Below are 14,603 nucleotides of genomic sequence, written 5' to 3'. Positions count from 1 at the left end.
TTCATTCGGGTGCAACATTATCCGCATTGCGACCTGTGCGCGAGGGGTCGTACAGGTCTCGATTTTGCCGCAAAGCCGGTTTAAGTCTCCGATATGGTTCTCAATGATTCCGAGCAGGGCTCGAATAAGAAAAACCAAAGAGCCGCAGCGCGGCATCGGCGCGCGGATGCGCTGCGCAGACGAGCGTTGTCGCCTGTACGCATCATTTTCATGATCCTCATGTTGCCCGCCACCACCGCGGCGATAGCGGTGGGTGTCTTTTTGCGAACATCCGAATTCGAAAGTCCCGATGCCCTTTTGCATTTGGTAGCGTTGGCTGGCTGTCAGGCCGCCGAAGCGCTTGTACCCGGGCCGTACTGGGACGGTGAGCCGGGATATCACGCGCGCAACGATACGGATGGAGATGGTGTTGCCTGCGGGGCGACGGCTCCTCAGTTCGCAACCCCCCAACCGGCTGCGGACCCTCAACCAACTGCGGCGGCGCCTCAGCGGCAGGTGGGTACGGCCAAGTTCGTCCGGCCCTGATCACCTCGACCCGAAACATTCAAATCTATGCTATAGTGCACGTGGCGCGCCAATTCGGCCGTCAGTGGGGGATTTCGCCCTGAAAGGGAGAAAAGTCATGTTTGCACGTATTACGCAGTTTAAAATGAAGCCTGGCATGCGGGATGCTGCCGAGGCCAAAATGAATGAATTGAAAGATCAGATTATGGGCATGGAAGGCATGCACAGCTTTACCAATGTCATGAATGAAGACGGCACCGGATTTGTCGTCGCAGTTGTCCAAAGCGAGGAAACATCAAACGCAAACGCATCCAAAGTGGCCAAGCTTTGGGGCCATTTCGCCGAATTTCTGGAAGGCCCACCATCCCCTGCGGGGTTTGATGTGGTGGTTCACTGGGACAAGGGATAAAACCTCGCCCAGCGCTTGCCAAACCACACCCAATCGCCAAAATTGGGCTGATGACCCGCGATGAATTCAACAGCTTTTGTGCCAACCTCAAAGCCACCAGCCATGTGGTGCAATGGGGCAATGCGGATGTATGGAAAGTAGGCGGCAAGGTTTTTGCGCTCTGTGGCTGGAACGACGGCAAGGATGCTTTCACTTTCAAAGCGACCGATCTGGCTTTTGAGGTGCTGGGCAGCGAACCCGGCATCCGCCCAGCGCCCTATCTGGCGTCACGGGGCATGAAATGGCTGCAGGTCTATGACGAACGCGGCATGAGCGATGCGTCGCTGCGCGAGCATATCGTGACGTCCTACGAGTTGGTCGTGGCCAAGCTGACCAAGAAATTGCGGGCGGAATTGGGTGTTTAGCCCTTCATCGCCTGCAGCAATTCCAGCAGTTGTTTTCGGTCGCCGTCATCCGTGTAGTCACCGGTGGCCAGACGCTCGGCAATGCGCAGGCGCAGGCGTTCCTGCTGGGTGCGCACCTCTTCGCCAGCGGTCTCAGCCAGAGTTTTCATGATCATCGCCACCGCCTGTTGCCGCTTGGTAGTGGGGTTGGCGATATAGTCGACAAGGCTCTGTTGCCCGGAATCGAGGATGTTTTCGGCCAGATCACGCAACTGATCGCCATTGGGCAGCAGCGGGGCAGGGACGTCTTCGGGCGGCAGGATTTCCGGTACGCTGCGCGGGGTCTCGGCCAGCGCATTTGCGCCGTCGACAAAGGCCTCGGTGATCATCCGGGTGATCTTGATGGCGCGCGGGTCCTTGAACAGGGCCGAGGCGATGGCCACACCGTAATCCGTATAGACCCACGGGTTGACCCGCCGCCCACCACGTCCTTTGGGTTTTGAGATCACATTCTGTGATTGCAAATCGGCGACCTCGGCATCGGTCAGCTGAAAGCGGTAACCTTCGAACAGGTCCTTGTTGCGCGATACGGCCTGATTGAACGCGCTGACGGATTTTCCGTAGAACTGTGCCAGATCCTCGGCCAGCACCACACGGGTGCCGCGCACTCGGTGAATGGCGCTTTGGACCTCATGCGTGCTGGGTAGGTTTTTAGGGTTCGTCATGGCAACCGTTCGGAATCACAATCTGTGATTTTAAACGTGGAGGAGAGAAAGCTACGCTGCAACCTTGAAGTGTATGGCTATCGTCAATCGAGACAGGACTTGAGCTAGTGTCAGCCGCTTGCCTTGCCCAAATAGGCAAGCCGATAGGCGAGCGCGACACCGCCCGCGCCTCCGACTACATTACCGACCGTGACCCAGAAAAGGTTGCTAATGGCGGCGCCCCAACCGAGTTTGGCACCTGCTAGTGCACCCTGAGGCAGTAGGTACATATTAGCGATCGAGTGTTCGAGACCCAACAGAACAAACGCCGCAATTGGCCAGAGTATTGCCATGACCTTTCCCACGACCGATCTGGCGGCGAAGCTCAGCCAGACAGCAAGACAGACTAAGGCGTTGCACAGAATGCCACGCATAAAGGCTTGCGTTGGAGAGAGATCAATCTTGCCATTTGCGATCGCTGCAGCAGTAGCCCCCATTGGTCCTTCCAGCAAACCGCTTGCAGCGCAAGCCAGGACTAGTGCGACGGCTCCGACTAAATTCCCGAGATACACGAATCCCCAGTTCCTCAACAGGTCACGCATCGAGATTTTTCGATCCACTGCCGCGATGGTCATCAGCGCGTTTCCAGTGAACAGTTCCGCCCCACCGACGACCACAAGGATCAGGCCCAGAGAAAACACCACCCCACCAAGAAACCGGGCTGGCCCAAATCCGGGATCTACGCCGGTCATAACCATAGTGTAGGCGGCCCCACCGAAGCCAATGAAGACACCTGCGAGTATTGCAAGTGTCAGCGTTTGAACGATAGAAAGATGTGCCTTTGCGACACCAGATGTTTCAACCAGTTCTGCAATCTGTGCAGGTTTGTAAGCGTCTACGCCGGTTGGATTGTGAGCCTTCATCGTCGCACCCTGCCAACATATTCATGTTTCGACATTGATCCGGATCAAGGTCACGCGGCGAAGTACATAGGTTCAGTCCAGGGCTTGTGCCAACTAAACTGCTAACTTGACCACTAAAGTCAATTTTATCCTACCGCTTCCTTCTCTTCACATTACCACCCCGCTGCCCTGGCCTGCCAGCCGTTGACCGTCCGCGCGATTTCACCGCGTCTTCCGAGGCTTTCTCGACCGCCCATTGACGCGCCATGGGGTCGTCGGCGATGGCCAGATCGACCGCTTCCAGGCGCTTGATCTCATCCCGGATATTGGCGGCCTCTTCGAATTCCAGGTTCTCGGCGGCCTTGCGCATCTTGTCGCGCAGGCCGTCCAGATGGGCCTCAAGATTCGTGCCGTGCATTGGTTTGTCGATGGTGGCGGTGACGCGGTTCATATCGACGTCGCCCTGGTAGAGACCGGCCAGAACGTCCTCGACATTCTTTTTCACCGTCGCAGGCGTGATGCCGTGTTCGTCGTTGTAGGCGATCTGCTTGGCGCGGCGGCGATTGGTTTCATCCAGCGCGCGCTCCATGCTGCCGGTGATTTTGTCGGCATACATGATCACCCGGCCATCGGCGTTCCGCGCGGCGCGGCCGATGGTCTGAACCAGTGAGGTCTCGGATCGCAGGAAGCCTTCCTTATCCGCGTCCAGAATGGCGACCAGCCCGCATTCGGGGATGTCGAGGCCTTCGCGCAGCAGGTTGATCCCGATCAGCACGTCAAACGCCCCCAGACGCAGGTCGCGCAGAATCTCGATGCGTTCCAGCGTGTCGATATCCGAGTGCATGTAGCGGACCCTGATGCCCTGTTCGTGCATGTATTCGGTCAGGTCCTCGGCCATGCGTTTGGTCAACGTGGTGACCAGCGTGCGATAGCCATCGGCGGCGACCTTGCGCACTTCGTCCAGCAAATCGTCGACCTGCATGCCGACAGGGCGGATTTCGACTTCGGGATCCAACAGGCCTGTGGGGCGGATCACCTGTTCGGTGAAGACACCGCCGGTCTGTTCGATCTCCCACTTGGCGGGGGTGGCCGAGACGAAGACGGATTGCGGGCGCATGGCGTCCCATTCCTCGAACTTGAGGGGGCGGTTGTCCATGCAGGACGGCAGGCGGAACCCGTGTTCGGCCAGCGTGAATTTGCGTCGATAGTCGCCCCGGTACATGCCGCCGATCTGCGGCACGCTGACATGGGATTCATCGGCAAAAACGATAGCGTTGTCGGGGATGAACTCGAAGAGCGTAGGGGGCGGCTCACCCGGTGCGCGACCGGTCAGATAGCGCGAGTAGTTTTCGATCCCGTTGCAGACGCCGGTGGCCTCTAACATCTCAAGGTCGAAGTTGGTGCGCTGCTCCAGCCGTTGGGCCTCCAGCAGCTTGCCCTCACCGACGAGCTGGTCCAGCCGAATGCGCAGTTCTTTTTTGATGCCGATGATCGCTTGGTTCATCGTTGGTTTCGGTGTCACGTAGTGGGAGTTGGCGTAAACCCGCACTTGTTCCATCGTCGCGGCGCGTTCGCCGGTCAGGGGGTCGAATTCGGTGATGGTTTCCAGTTCCTCGCCGAAGAACGAGAACTTCCAGGCGCGATCCTCAAGGTGGGCAGGCCAGATTTCCAATGAATCACCGCGCACGCGGAACGAGCCGCGCTGAAACGCCTGATCGTTACGGCGGTATTGCTGAGCCACCAAATCGGCCATGATCTGGCGCTGGTCGTATTCGTTGCCGACCTTCAGGTCCTGCGTCATCGCCCCGTAAGTTTCGACCGATCCGATACCGTAGATACACGAGACCGAGGCCACGATGATCACATCATCGCGTTCCAGCAACGCTCGGGTGGCCGAGTGGCGCATCCGGTCGATCTGTTCGTTGATCTGGGATTCTTTCTCGATATAGGTGTCCGACCGCGCGACATAGGCCTCGGGCTGGTAATAGTCGTAGTAGGAGACGAAGTATTCGACCGAGTTTTCCGGGAAGAAGCCTTTGAATTCGCCATAAAGCTGGGCCGCCAGCGTCTTGTTGGGCGCAAGGATGATCGCAGGGCGTTGGGTTTCTTCGATCACTTTGGCCATAGTGAACGTCTTGCCGGTTCCCGTCGCGCCCAGCAGAACCTGTTCTCTTTCGCCGTCAAAGATACCGTTGGTCAGTTCCTTGATCGCAGTTGGCTGATCACCAGCAGGCGCGAATTCGGTATGCATGACGAACTGCTTGCCGCCTTCGAGTTTCAGGCGCGCGCGAACGTCATCAGCGGTCAGCTGTGTCTTGTCGGAATGGGCATAGGGCATAGGCAGGCTCCGGGTCAGGCCCTTACATTTGTTCTTATTTTGTCCAACTGCAAGGCCTGATCCGGTTCAGAAACTCAGTTTCAGTAATAGGCATACTGTGCGTCGGGGATTTGAACCGATTGCACCTTGTTGGCCAGCGCTTTCAGATTGCTCTCCAGAACCCGGCCCATCATCGCCTTCATCAGTGTTTGACCCATCAGCCAGCCCAGCGGGCCATATTTCATCTGGTAATCCATGCTCCAGACGACCCGTGAATGGCCATTTGCAAGGGGTTCGATGGCGATGGCCGCATGTGCTTGGGTCAAAGGCATCGCTGGCATCTCGGACAGGCGTACGCGATAGCCTTTGTTGACTTGCCAATCCGTCACTTCCTCGACCAGCGAGGTGCCGTTTTCAAAGTGGCAACGCCGTTTCGACCCGACGCCGTCTTGCCCAGTCGTCAGCGCATCCACCGAGGCGACTTGTGGCGCGAATTCGTCGATATGCATGAAACGGCTTAGAATGGCCCAAAGGGATTCGGGCCGGGCGTCGATTTCCAGGCTTTTTCTGTGGTGGATCATGTTGGTGTCCTCTTGATGGCGTTGCACGAAATATAAAAGGCCTTGATGACAGTTTCTGACATCAGGGCGTGGCCAGCCGCGACAATTCCCATCTTGTCCCAGCCTGTACTCTGACGCATAAACAATCTCAGCCAAGTGAGGACGGAGGGGCGACATGCGCGCACGGATTTACAAGCCTGCCAGGAACGCAATGACTTCGGGGATGGCCAAGACCCGCAAATGGGTTCTGGAATACGCGCCCGCGTCGTCGCGTGAGGTTGATCCGCTGATGGGCTGGACGTCTTCCGACGATACGCAAACTCAAGTGCGCCTGAAGTTCGACACTAAGGAAGAGGCGCTGGACTATGCCAAAGACAATGGCATCGAAGTCCAGGTTAGCGAACCGCACAAACGCAAACCCAACCTGCGTTCGCGCGGCTATGGTGAGAATTTCGCCACCGATCGGCGCGCGCCCTGGACCCACTAAATGATCGAAATCCATGAGGCGGATCCGACCTCGGACGCGCTGCGCCCATTGATCGAGGCGCATTTCGCCCATGGCGAAGCTGCAGGACCTGCGGAAAGCAACCATACCATGGATGCCCAGGCTCTGGCTGCCGAGGGCATCAGGTTCTGGGCCATGTTTGAGGACGGACAGCCCGTCGGATGTGGAGCGTTAAAGGCGTTGCCGGACGGAACGGCCGAGGTGAAGTCTGTTCACATCATCTCGAAGGTGCGTGGACGCGGTCTGGCGCGTCAGATGATGAACCACCTGACAGATGAGGCTGGCATCCAAGGGGTGGCGGCTTTGGTTCTGGAAACAGGTGCGGAACATCTGCCGGAATATGCGGCCGCCCGTAAGCTATATGAACGGCTTGGGTATTCCTATTGCGGTCCGATTTTTGGATATGAAGACGACCCGAACAGCGCCTTTATGCGCTTGGCTCTTGAACCCCGGAAGTAAAAACAGCAAGAAGGGCCCAGCGGTCCCGTAGCTCAACTGGATAGAGCAGCTGACTTCTAATCAGCAGGTTGAGGGTTCGAGTCCTTCCGGGATCGCCAACTACTCCAAACCACAATGCGTAGATTACCTATTTTAGCCGCCTATGGTGGGCCGCGGTTTATGCAAATTTGGGTAGATGTTGCTTCTAGGGATGAGTCGTACGCAAAATATTGCCGCCCCTACTACTTTGTCGAGCGAATCTCTGCCGTTTAAAGCCTTCACGCGATTTTGGACTGCAGTTTGCACTGATCTGAACAAGTTTGACTGCAACACATGCGAACAATCGGAGGATGGACGATGTCGCAGGCCAGCACGCTTGAGCGTGAAATGCTTAATTTGATCAATGCAGAACGTACGTCGCGTGGCCTTGATCCTGTTCAACTTGAACTCCGCCTGAACGCTTCGGCTGAAGAGCATAGCCAGTGGATGCTGGGATCCGGTAATTTCTCTCATACTGGTGAGGGTGGAAGCTCGGCTACCCAGCGCATGCGCGACGCGGGTTTTGTATTGTCCGGATCATGGGCGACGGCCGAGAACATAGCCTGGCAAAGCCAGGGCGGTGAGCCGGGATATTCGGACGATGTCGTCGATTTGCACAATGCACTTATGAACAGCCCTGACCACCGCGCCAACATTCTAAATCCAAACTTGGCTTACATCGGTATCGGAATTGAGATTGGTACATTTGGTGGCATTCCTGCCGTCATTGTGACCCAGAATTTTGCCCGCACCACGGCGAGTGTACAGTTGGACACTGGCGCCGGTTCGGATGCCGGTGGTTCTGATACGCCAGCCGATCCGGTACCGGTCGTTCCCGATCCGGGCGAACCGGCAGATCCGGTTTCGACATCCTCGCAAGAGAATCTGTCTTTTGGCGACGCGGACACCCTCAGAGTGACGCCGGAAGAATTGGATCAAAGTGTTATCAGCGGGTTTGGAGTGGGCAAGTCCCTCGTCATCGAAGGTGTCGAGCTTAGTCGGTCCAACATTCGCTTGACTGAAAATTCGAACGTTGAATTCGATGTTGATGGTGACGGTAGGACGGATCTGACGATTTCGCTGGACGGCGGGCAGTCGGGCGGCGACTTTTTTGCCGTCACCAAGGATGGAAATACCGTGGTCAGCTATGCTAAATTTCTGCCTGACCTTGCGCCCGGGGTCCGCGTTGATAGCAGCGTGATCAACGGCATTGTGAACAAATCCTTTCTCGAAGGCGATGGCACGACGGATTTTCGGATACAGATGGTCAACCTCGGAACCGCTGACTTTAACAATGTCCTTGGCGTTTATGATATTCTAAGTAACGGCGAAATTGCGAATGTGCGCCTGCTTTTTGAAAACACCAATGAAGCGAATGGCGCGGTGGAGCTAAGTAATTTGGCGGACGGAAACCGCCTTGGGTTCTTTATTGTTCAGGATGGTGCTGATTGGGCCCAGACCCTTTCAGACAGCGACGACCTAGGTTTTGTTGCCAGCAATGGTGGCATGGCAGACGTGGACGACGAATTTGATTTTGTTTTAACGGTGAATGGAAACTCTGCTGGCGTCACCACGTTTCACGCTGAAAAGGCGGCCTTGAACAGTGACGATCAGCAACACGCGCTGTCCGGTATCGTGTCGGGCGGCCAGGCCATGACCATCGGTTTCGAGGATTTGACGGGTGGGGGCGATTCCGACTTTGAGGATGTCGTGTTCAACGTAACCAGGCTTGAGGACGACGCGTTTTTGATGGTCTAAGCCTGTTTGCCGTGTGCTGCTGACAAACGTATTGAAAGTCTGTGCGCCCTACTTTCGATAACAAAGGCAAGTGTCAGACGTCGATGATATTGCCCTTTCTGCGTTCTCCTTGAATGCGCCGTAGGATTGATGCCTGCGCGCTACGAGCGCAACAACTGCCGTTGGACATTCACGGTTTGCAAGCAAGAGCTTTCCATGACCCGCGGAAAAGAATGACCGGTAACCCTAGTTAACGTTCTGCTTGGCATCATGGCCACGGAAAACGACTGCATATAGGTCAGCCTACTACCTTCACTGCGGTGTAGAGTCGGCGAAATAGCCTCAGTCTGTCGTGCAGCGCACCGGGATTAGCGGGTTCAAACCTGTCTTTTGTCTGGGGCTGAACCGCCAGATCGGCAATACTAATGGTACCAACTCCACAGGCGGCCAAAAGGGCTGCGCCATAGGCTGGGCCAGAATCCGATCCTTCTGAGCGTATCACCGGCTTTTCTGTCACCGATGCAATCAGGCCCAACAAGAGGTCCGATTGACTACCGCCGCCGATGGCCGCTAATTCTGGTAGATTTTCTACAGTGTCTCCGAAGCTTTGCGCGGCATCAGCAAAACAAAAAGCAATTGCCTCGACCACGGAACGACAGAGATCCGCGCGCGTTGTCGAATCCTCAAGACCAAAGAAACAGGCACGAATATGCGGATCCCCGAGGGGGCTGCGTTCACCCGTCAAATACGGCAGGAAAATCGGCCCGCGATCACCGCTGACCGTTTCAGCAAGCGCAACAACTTCGGCAGCGGACAGCCCCAGTTGGCCGCCAATCCACGAAATTGGCCTTGCGCCGTTCAGCATAGCGGCCATTTGATACCAACGGTCGGGCAATGTGTGCGCAAACGCATGCACATAGCGTTCAGGATTAGGCTTGTACCGACGGTCCGCCACGAACAACTGGCCGGACGTCCCCAGTGAAATGAACCCACGTCCCGGTTCGGTGGCGCCCAGAGATACCGCCCCGGTTGCTGCGTCTCCGCCTCCGGCAACGACGGGCACGCCGGGTTTCAGCCCGGTTTCAGCTGCGGCTTGCGCCGTCACGGTTCCGACGACGACGTGACCGTCGAAAACCTGCGGCAGCCAATCGGGCGCTACATCTGTGGCTTCGGCAACTCCGACATGCCATTTTCGCGATGCCTGATCGAGCCACATTGTACCGGCTGCATCGGACGTGTCGGTTGCCAACTCTCCATGCAGGCACAACCCGATGTAATCCTTGGGCAGCAGGATGTGAGCAAGTCGGGCATAGTGTGCCGGCTCATGTTGTTTCAACCAGGCGATTTTGGGTGCCGTGAAACCCGGCAAAGGGAGGACGCCAGCGATATGACCAATCTGCGGCTGGGCTGCGCGCAGTTCATCGCATTCACGTACCGCTCTGCTGTCATTCCACAGGATCGCCGGGCGGATCGGGTGCAGATCGCGATCCAGCAAAACTGCCCCATGCATCTGACCGGACAAGCCGATGGCCTGCACCTCAGACAGCGTGACTTGTTTTGCAAGTTGGCTCAATGCATCGCGTGTCGCCTGCCACCAAATATCCGGGTGCTGCTCTGACCAACCAGGCTGCGGCGAGGAAGTCTTTATGTCTATTGAAGACGTTGCAAGAATTCGATCGGTATCCGCACAGACAAGTTTGACCGCTGACGTTCCGATATCAATCCCGAGAAACATTCAATCCCCTTGCCCGCAGAAACGCCCGGACCTTGCATGGCTATTGATTTTTTAGCGCGCGCAAAGAATATGTAAAAATAGGATAAGATCAAGGCGGCTCAGATCCGCAGGCAGACTAACATGACCAAAATAAAGAATATGGAAGAGTTCGCAGCCCTCAGTGGTATCTCGCGGCCTACGGTATCCAAGTACTTTCACGATCCCGACAGCGTTCGCCCGACAACACGGGCCCGTATCGAAGAGGCGCTGGAGCGGTTCGACTATCGCCCCAATATTTATGCGGTGAACCAGAACCGGAAACTGACCAAGAATATCGGCATCGTCGTGCCCTATCTGGCTGATCCGTTCTTTGCCGAAATCGCGCGTTATTTGGAGCAAAGCTGTATCGCAGCTGGGTATCGTCCATCCCTCTTTAGCTCTCATGGTGAACAAAAACTGGAAAACGACATTCTGGACGGGCTGCAATCCATGAAGCCTGCCGGGGTTTTGTTAGCGCCATTGGGACGGACCTCAGACCAATCAGTGATCGAAAGGTTCTGCGCGAATGTGCCGACTGTATTGTTCGACAGTAACCTAGATGGTCTGGGTGCCGCGTTTATCGGGTCGGACAATTTCAGCTTTGTGTCGCAAACCGTGGAATACATGATCCGGACGGGCGAGCCCCCGTCATTCTTCGAAATGCGAACGCCTGCAAACCCGAACGCCAATAAACGCCGAAAAGCCTATGTTGAAGTCATGGAGCGTCTCGGGTTCGAGCCGCATATCATCAGAGTTGACGGTAAGGGCTGGGCGTTTGAAGAGATCGGTCACAAGGGTGCGCTGAAAGTTCTGGCGGAAAATGAGCTGCGAACTAATTCGGTCCTGTGCAGCAATGACCGGCTGGCAATCGGCTTTCTGGCGGCCTGCTACGAACAAGGGATTCGGGTCGGGCGACGGGACGATTGCGCGCTGCGTCTGGCTTCAAATGACGATCATCCCTTCGCAAAATTTACGTGCCCCTCTCTGACCACGGCTGCGCATGACTATGACAATGTGGCCGGGCGCAGCGTCGAAACTCTGTTCGAACTCATTGAAAGTGGAGGGAAATTTGAAACACGGTCGGAAACGTTGTTCCCTGCAAGGCTGGTTTTGAGGGATTCCGCGTAATCCTAAAATTTAACGCGCGTAAAGTTTTCATTGACGCCGCGACAATTTTTGCATTACGTTCTCTGTACGACATCCAAGCTCAGGGAGGACAGGGATGTATTTGAGAAACGCACTTCGTGCGGCGACTGCAATGACACTCGTCGCGACGGCAGCAGCTCATGCGGATACCTTAACAATAGCGACCGTGAACAACGGCGATATGATCCGGATGCAAGGCTATACCGATAAATTCACCGAGGCGACCGGCATTGACGTCGAATGGGTGACGTTGGAAGAAAACGTGCTGCGTCAGCGCGTAACGACCGACATCACGACCAAGGGCGGTACGTTCGACATCATGACAATCGGCATGTATGAAACGCCGATCTGGGGCGCAAATGGCTGGCTGGTGCCGCTGGATGGCCTGTCCGAAGAATACGACGTTGGTGACATTCTGCCCGCGATGGCAGGTGGGTTGAGCCATGACGGAACGCTTTTCGCGGCACCGTTCTATGGTGAAAGCTCGATGATCATGTACCGCACTGACCTTATGGAAAAGGCGGGCATGGAAATGCCTGAGGCGCCGTCCTGGCAGTTCATCAAAGAGGCCGCCGCCGCGATGACCGACCGCGACGCCGAGATCAACGGCATCTGCCTTCGTGGCAAAGCCGGTTGGGGTGAAGGCGGAGCCTTTATCACTGCGATGTCCAATTCATTCGGCGCCCGCTGGTTCGACGAAGAATGGAAGCCCCAGTTCGATCAGCCCGAGTGGGCAGATACGCTGAATTTCTACGTTGAAATGATGAACGAATCCGGTCCTGCCGGCTATGCCACCAATGGGTTTAACGAAAACCTGTCGCTGTTCCAGCAGGGCAAATGCGGCATGTGGATCGACGCGACAGTTGCGGCTTCGTTCGTAACCAACCCGGACGACTCCACGGTCGCGGATCAAGTAGGGTTTGCGCTGGCACCTGACACCGGATTGGGCAAACGGTCCAACTGGCTTTGGGCGTGGGCACTGGCTATTCCTGCCGGTACACAGCAAGAAGACGCTGCCAAGCAATTCATCGAATGGGCGACCTCAAAGGACTACATTGAGCTAGTGGCCGAAAGCGAAGGATGGGCAAACGTTCCCCCGGGTGCACGTACGTCTCTGTACGAGAATCCGGAATACCAAAAGGTTCCGTTCGCCAAGATGACGCTGGATTCGATCCTGTCAGCTGATCCGAACAGCCCGACGGTAAAACCCGTCCCGTATGTTGGCATCCAGTTTGCCGCGATCCCGGAATTCGCAGGCATCGCCACACAGGTGAGCCAGGAGTTCTCGGCAGTATATGCCGGACAGCAAACGGTTGAGGAAGCACTTGCCAAAGCGCAGGCTTTCACAGCTGAAGAAATGGAAGCCGCCGGTTACTGAGGCATCCTCCCGACGGGTGGGCAGAGGCCTGCCCCCCGTTCAACCCTTCCACAATTCGCGTTTTTCTCGCAGGCTGAGTTACGCCTGAACAGAGAGGGTTTGCCTAATGGCTACTCAACATTCCCGATCAGTTGCCCGCCTGATGATGGCACCAGCAGTGGTCCTGCTGCTTGGCTGGATGCTCGTGCCTCTGACGATGACGCTGTATTTTTCTTTCAAGAAATACCTGCCGCTGCGTGGAGGTGATCTGGGTTGGGTCGGGTTCGACAACTACGTTCGTTTCGTATCCTCCAGTTCCTTCTGGCCCGCGGTCCAAGCAACATTAGTGATCGTTGGCGGCGTGCTGGTGATTACGGTCATTTTGGGCATTCTGCTGGCTATGCTGCTGGATCAGCCCATGTGGGGGCAGGGCGTTGTCCGCATCCTTGTGATCGCGCCATTCTTTGTCATGCCAACCGTATCAGCGCTGGTTTGGAAGAACATGTTCATGGACCCGGTGAACGGTTTGCTTGCCCATCTGTGGCGCTTTTTCGGGGCCGAGCCGATTTCGTGGCTGTCCGAAGCTTCGATGACTTCGATTGTTATGATCGTATCCTGGCAGTGGCTTCCCTTTGCGACGCTGATCCTGCTGACCGCTATCCAGTCCTTGGACAGTGAACAGCTGGAAGCGGCCGAGATGGACGGTGCGCCGGTGCTTAAACGCTTTTATCACATCATCCTGCCGCATCTTGGTCGCGCCATCACGATTGTGATCCTGATTCAGACGATCTTTTTACTGTCGATCTTCGCCGAGATTTTCGTGACCACCGGCGGCGCCTTCGGCACCCGTACACTGACCTACATGATCTTCCAGCGCGTGTTGGAAAGCCAGAACGTTGGCCTCGGATCAGCCGGTGGTGTCTATGCAATCATCCTTGCCAATATCGTTGCCATCTTCCTGATGCGCATCGTCGGCAAAAACCTGGACGCGTGAGGAGACAAAACCATGGCCCGCACCGTCACGACACAACGCAAAACACTAAACACTGCCCTTGCCTGGGCCGTAGGTCTGCTGATCTTTTTCCCAATCCTCTGGACGATCCTGACCAGCTTCAAGACCGAGGCACAGGCGATTGCAAGCCCACCGATCTTCCTCAACTTCGACTGGACGCTCGAAAATTACGCCATCGTGCAGGAACGCTCTGACTATATGCGGTTCCTGTGGAATTCGGTCATCATCGCAGGCGGATCGACCGTTCTAGGTGTGATTGTCGCGATACCCGCAGCCTGGGCGATGGCGTTTGTTCCGTCCAAACGCACCAAGGACATTCTGTTGTGGATGCTGTCCACAAAGATGTTGCCCGCAGTTGGTGTTCTGTACCCAATTTACTTGCTGTTCATTCAGTTGGGTTTGCTGGACAGTCGCGGTGGGCTGGTCGTGGTGCTGATGCTGATCAACCTGCCGATCATCGTCTGGATGCTCTACACCTATTTCCGCGAAATTCCGGGGGAAATCCTTGAAGCGGCACGGATGGATGGTGCGACGCTGAAAGAGGAAATCCTTTATATCCTGACGCCTATGGCCATCCCCGGCATCGCCTCGACCGTTCTGTTGAACTTCATCCTGGCCTGGAACGAGGCGTTCTGGACCCTAAACCTGACGGCCGTCGATGCGGCCCCGCTCACCGCATTTATCGCCAGCTATTCCAGCCCCGAAGGCTTGTTCTTTGCCAAGCTCAGTGCGGCTTCGACCATGGCGATTGCACCCATCCTGATCCTTGGCTGGTTCAGCCAGAAACAACTTGTCCGCGGCCTGACTTTCGGCGCTGTGAAATAAGGAAGACTTCGT

Annotated in this window: 15 protein-coding genes and 1 tRNA gene; 11 read left to right on the top strand and 5 right to left on the bottom strand. The window is 56.2% G+C overall.

Going from position 1 to position 14,603, the window contains the following annotated elements:
* Positions 1-210 precede the first annotated feature (210 nt).
* The 3 genes from AC2FD9_RS14905 to AC2FD9_RS14895 all read left to right on the top strand — a co-directional run bounded on the left by AC2FD9_RS14905 (position 211) and on the right by AC2FD9_RS14895 (position 1,317).
* Positions 211-525 carry an excalibur calcium-binding domain-containing protein gene (locus AC2FD9_RS14905; protein ID WP_496837589.1) on the top strand — a complete coding sequence of 105 codons (315 nt, stop codon included), beginning with the start codon at positions 211-213 and terminating at the stop codon, positions 523-525.
* 97 nt (positions 526-622) lie between these two features.
* On the top strand, positions 623-913 hold the full coding sequence (locus tag AC2FD9_RS14900; RefSeq protein WP_058273445.1) for a hypothetical protein: 291 nt from the start codon (positions 623-625) through the stop codon (positions 911-913).
* 50 nt (positions 914-963) lie between these two features.
* Positions 964-1,317: an MmcQ/YjbR family DNA-binding protein gene (locus tag AC2FD9_RS14895; protein ID WP_058278708.1), complete on the top strand. Its 354-nt coding sequence runs from the start codon at positions 964-966 to the stop codon at positions 1,315-1,317.
* Here the strand turns inward: AC2FD9_RS14895 and AC2FD9_RS14890 are convergent.
* From AC2FD9_RS14890 to AC2FD9_RS14875, 4 genes are all read right to left on the bottom strand, one after another.
* Positions 1,314-2,021: an ORF6N domain-containing protein gene (locus tag AC2FD9_RS14890; protein ID WP_496837586.1), complete on the bottom strand. Its 708-nt coding sequence runs from the start codon at positions 2,019-2,021 to the stop codon at positions 1,314-1,316. The genes AC2FD9_RS14895 and AC2FD9_RS14890 overlap by 4 nt on opposite strands.
* Before the next feature lie 110 nt (positions 2,022-2,131).
* Positions 2,132-2,923 carry a formate/nitrite transporter family protein gene (locus tag AC2FD9_RS14885; RefSeq protein WP_496837584.1) on the bottom strand — a complete coding sequence of 264 codons (792 nt, stop codon included), beginning with the start codon at positions 2,921-2,923 and terminating at the stop codon, positions 2,132-2,134.
* Positions 2,924-3,053: 130 nt separating this feature from the next.
* The gene (uvrB, locus tag AC2FD9_RS14880) at positions 3,054-5,240 is read right to left on the bottom strand and encodes an excinuclease ABC subunit UvrB (protein WP_496837582.1); all 2,187 of its coding nucleotides are present in this window, start codon (positions 5,238-5,240) and stop codon (positions 3,054-3,056) included.
* Positions 5,241-5,320: 80 nt separating this feature from the next.
* Positions 5,321-5,800: an SRPBCC family protein gene (locus AC2FD9_RS14875; RefSeq protein ID WP_496837580.1), complete on the bottom strand. Its 480-nt coding sequence runs from the start codon at positions 5,798-5,800 to the stop codon at positions 5,321-5,323.
* Positions 5,801-5,954: 154 nt separating this feature from the next.
* Between AC2FD9_RS14875 and AC2FD9_RS14870 the strand changes: the two genes are divergently transcribed.
* The 4 genes from AC2FD9_RS14870 (at position 5,955) to AC2FD9_RS14855 (ending at position 8,519) form a co-directional block, all read left to right on the top strand.
* Entirely contained in the window at positions 5,955-6,266 is a 312-nt protein-coding gene (locus AC2FD9_RS14870; RefSeq protein WP_109312827.1) for an ETC complex I subunit, read from the top strand.
* Positions 6,267-6,743 carry a GNAT family N-acetyltransferase gene (locus AC2FD9_RS14865; protein ID WP_282120187.1) on the top strand — a complete coding sequence of 159 codons (477 nt, stop codon included), beginning with the start codon at positions 6,267-6,269 and terminating at the stop codon, positions 6,741-6,743.
* Between the two features lie 21 nt (positions 6,744-6,764).
* Positions 6,765-6,841 (top strand) — tRNA-Arg (locus tag AC2FD9_RS14860).
* Positions 6,842-7,055: 214 nt separating this feature from the next.
* On the top strand, positions 7,056-8,519 hold the full coding sequence (locus AC2FD9_RS14855) for a CAP domain-containing protein (RefSeq protein ID WP_496837577.1): 1,464 nt from the start codon (positions 7,056-7,058) through the stop codon (positions 8,517-8,519).
* A gap of 277 nt (positions 8,520-8,796) precedes the next feature.
* Here the strand turns inward: AC2FD9_RS14855 and xylB are convergent, their stop codons facing one another.
* On the bottom strand, positions 8,797-10,233 hold the full coding sequence (gene xylB / locus AC2FD9_RS14850) for a xylulokinase (protein WP_496837575.1): 1,437 nt from the start codon (positions 10,231-10,233) through the stop codon (positions 8,797-8,799).
* Between the two features lie 120 nt (positions 10,234-10,353).
* Here xylB and AC2FD9_RS14845 point away from each other — a divergent pair, with 120 nt between their 5' ends.
* The 4 genes from AC2FD9_RS14845 (at position 10,354) to AC2FD9_RS14830 (ending at position 14,591) form a co-directional block, all read left to right on the top strand.
* Positions 10,354-11,379, top strand: a complete 1,026-nt coding sequence (locus AC2FD9_RS14845; protein ID WP_496837573.1) for a LacI family DNA-binding transcriptional regulator — start codon at positions 10,354-10,356, stop codon at positions 11,377-11,379.
* A gap of 94 nt (positions 11,380-11,473) precedes the next feature.
* A complete protein-coding gene (locus tag AC2FD9_RS14840) occupies positions 11,474-12,775 on the top strand; it encodes an ABC transporter substrate-binding protein (RefSeq protein ID WP_282154165.1) in 1,302 nt (433 codons plus the stop codon).
* Between the two features lie 106 nt (positions 12,776-12,881).
* On the top strand, positions 12,882-13,748 hold the full coding sequence (locus tag AC2FD9_RS14835) for a carbohydrate ABC transporter permease (protein ID WP_108859810.1): 867 nt from the start codon (positions 12,882-12,884) through the stop codon (positions 13,746-13,748).
* Between the two features lie 12 nt (positions 13,749-13,760).
* Positions 13,761-14,591, top strand: a complete 831-nt coding sequence (locus AC2FD9_RS14830; protein ID WP_113791433.1) for a carbohydrate ABC transporter permease — start codon at positions 13,761-13,763, stop codon at positions 14,589-14,591.
* Positions 14,592-14,603: the final 12 nt, after the last annotated feature.

The organism is Ruegeria sp. YTSC230 (assembly GCF_059609665.1).
This window is presented reverse-complemented; position numbering and strand designations above follow the sequence as displayed.

Excerpts from the sequence above, each read along its gene's own strand:
- AC2FD9_RS14905 (WP_496837589.1), top strand. The coding sequence starts at position 211 with ATGATCCTCATGTTGCCCGCCACCACCGCGGCGATAGCGGTGGGTGTC.
- AC2FD9_RS14900 (WP_058273445.1), top strand. The coding sequence starts at position 623 with ATGTTTGCACGTATTACGCAGTTTAAAATGAAGCCTGGCATGCGGGAT.
- AC2FD9_RS14895 (WP_058278708.1), top strand. The coding sequence starts at position 964 with ATGACCCGCGATGAATTCAACAGCTTTTGTGCCAACCTCAAAGCCACC.
- AC2FD9_RS14890 (WP_496837586.1), bottom strand. The coding sequence starts at position 2,021 with ATGACGAACCCTAAAAACCTACCCAGCACGCATGAGGTCCAAAGCGCC.
- AC2FD9_RS14885 (WP_496837584.1), bottom strand. The coding sequence starts at position 2,923 with ATGAAGGCTCACAATCCAACCGGCGTAGACGCTTACAAACCTGCACAG.
- uvrB (WP_496837582.1), bottom strand. The coding sequence starts at position 5,240 with ATGCCCTATGCCCATTCCGACAAGACACAGCTGACCGCTGATGACGTT.
- AC2FD9_RS14875 (WP_496837580.1), bottom strand. The coding sequence starts at position 5,800 with ATGATCCACCACAGAAAAAGCCTGGAAATCGACGCCCGGCCCGAATCC.
- AC2FD9_RS14870 (WP_109312827.1), top strand. The coding sequence starts at position 5,955 with ATGCGCGCACGGATTTACAAGCCTGCCAGGAACGCAATGACTTCGGGG.
- AC2FD9_RS14865 (WP_282120187.1), top strand. The coding sequence starts at position 6,267 with ATGATCGAAATCCATGAGGCGGATCCGACCTCGGACGCGCTGCGCCCA.
- AC2FD9_RS14855 (WP_496837577.1), top strand. The coding sequence starts at position 7,056 with ATGCGAACAATCGGAGGATGGACGATGTCGCAGGCCAGCACGCTTGAG.
- xylB (WP_496837575.1), bottom strand. The coding sequence starts at position 10,233 with ATGTTTCTCGGGATTGATATCGGAACGTCAGCGGTCAAACTTGTCTGT.
- AC2FD9_RS14845 (WP_496837573.1), top strand. The coding sequence starts at position 10,354 with ATGACCAAAATAAAGAATATGGAAGAGTTCGCAGCCCTCAGTGGTATC.
- AC2FD9_RS14840 (WP_282154165.1), top strand. The coding sequence starts at position 11,474 with ATGTATTTGAGAAACGCACTTCGTGCGGCGACTGCAATGACACTCGTC.
- AC2FD9_RS14835 (WP_108859810.1), top strand. The coding sequence starts at position 12,882 with ATGGCTACTCAACATTCCCGATCAGTTGCCCGCCTGATGATGGCACCA.
- AC2FD9_RS14830 (WP_113791433.1), top strand. The coding sequence starts at position 13,761 with ATGGCCCGCACCGTCACGACACAACGCAAAACACTAAACACTGCCCTT.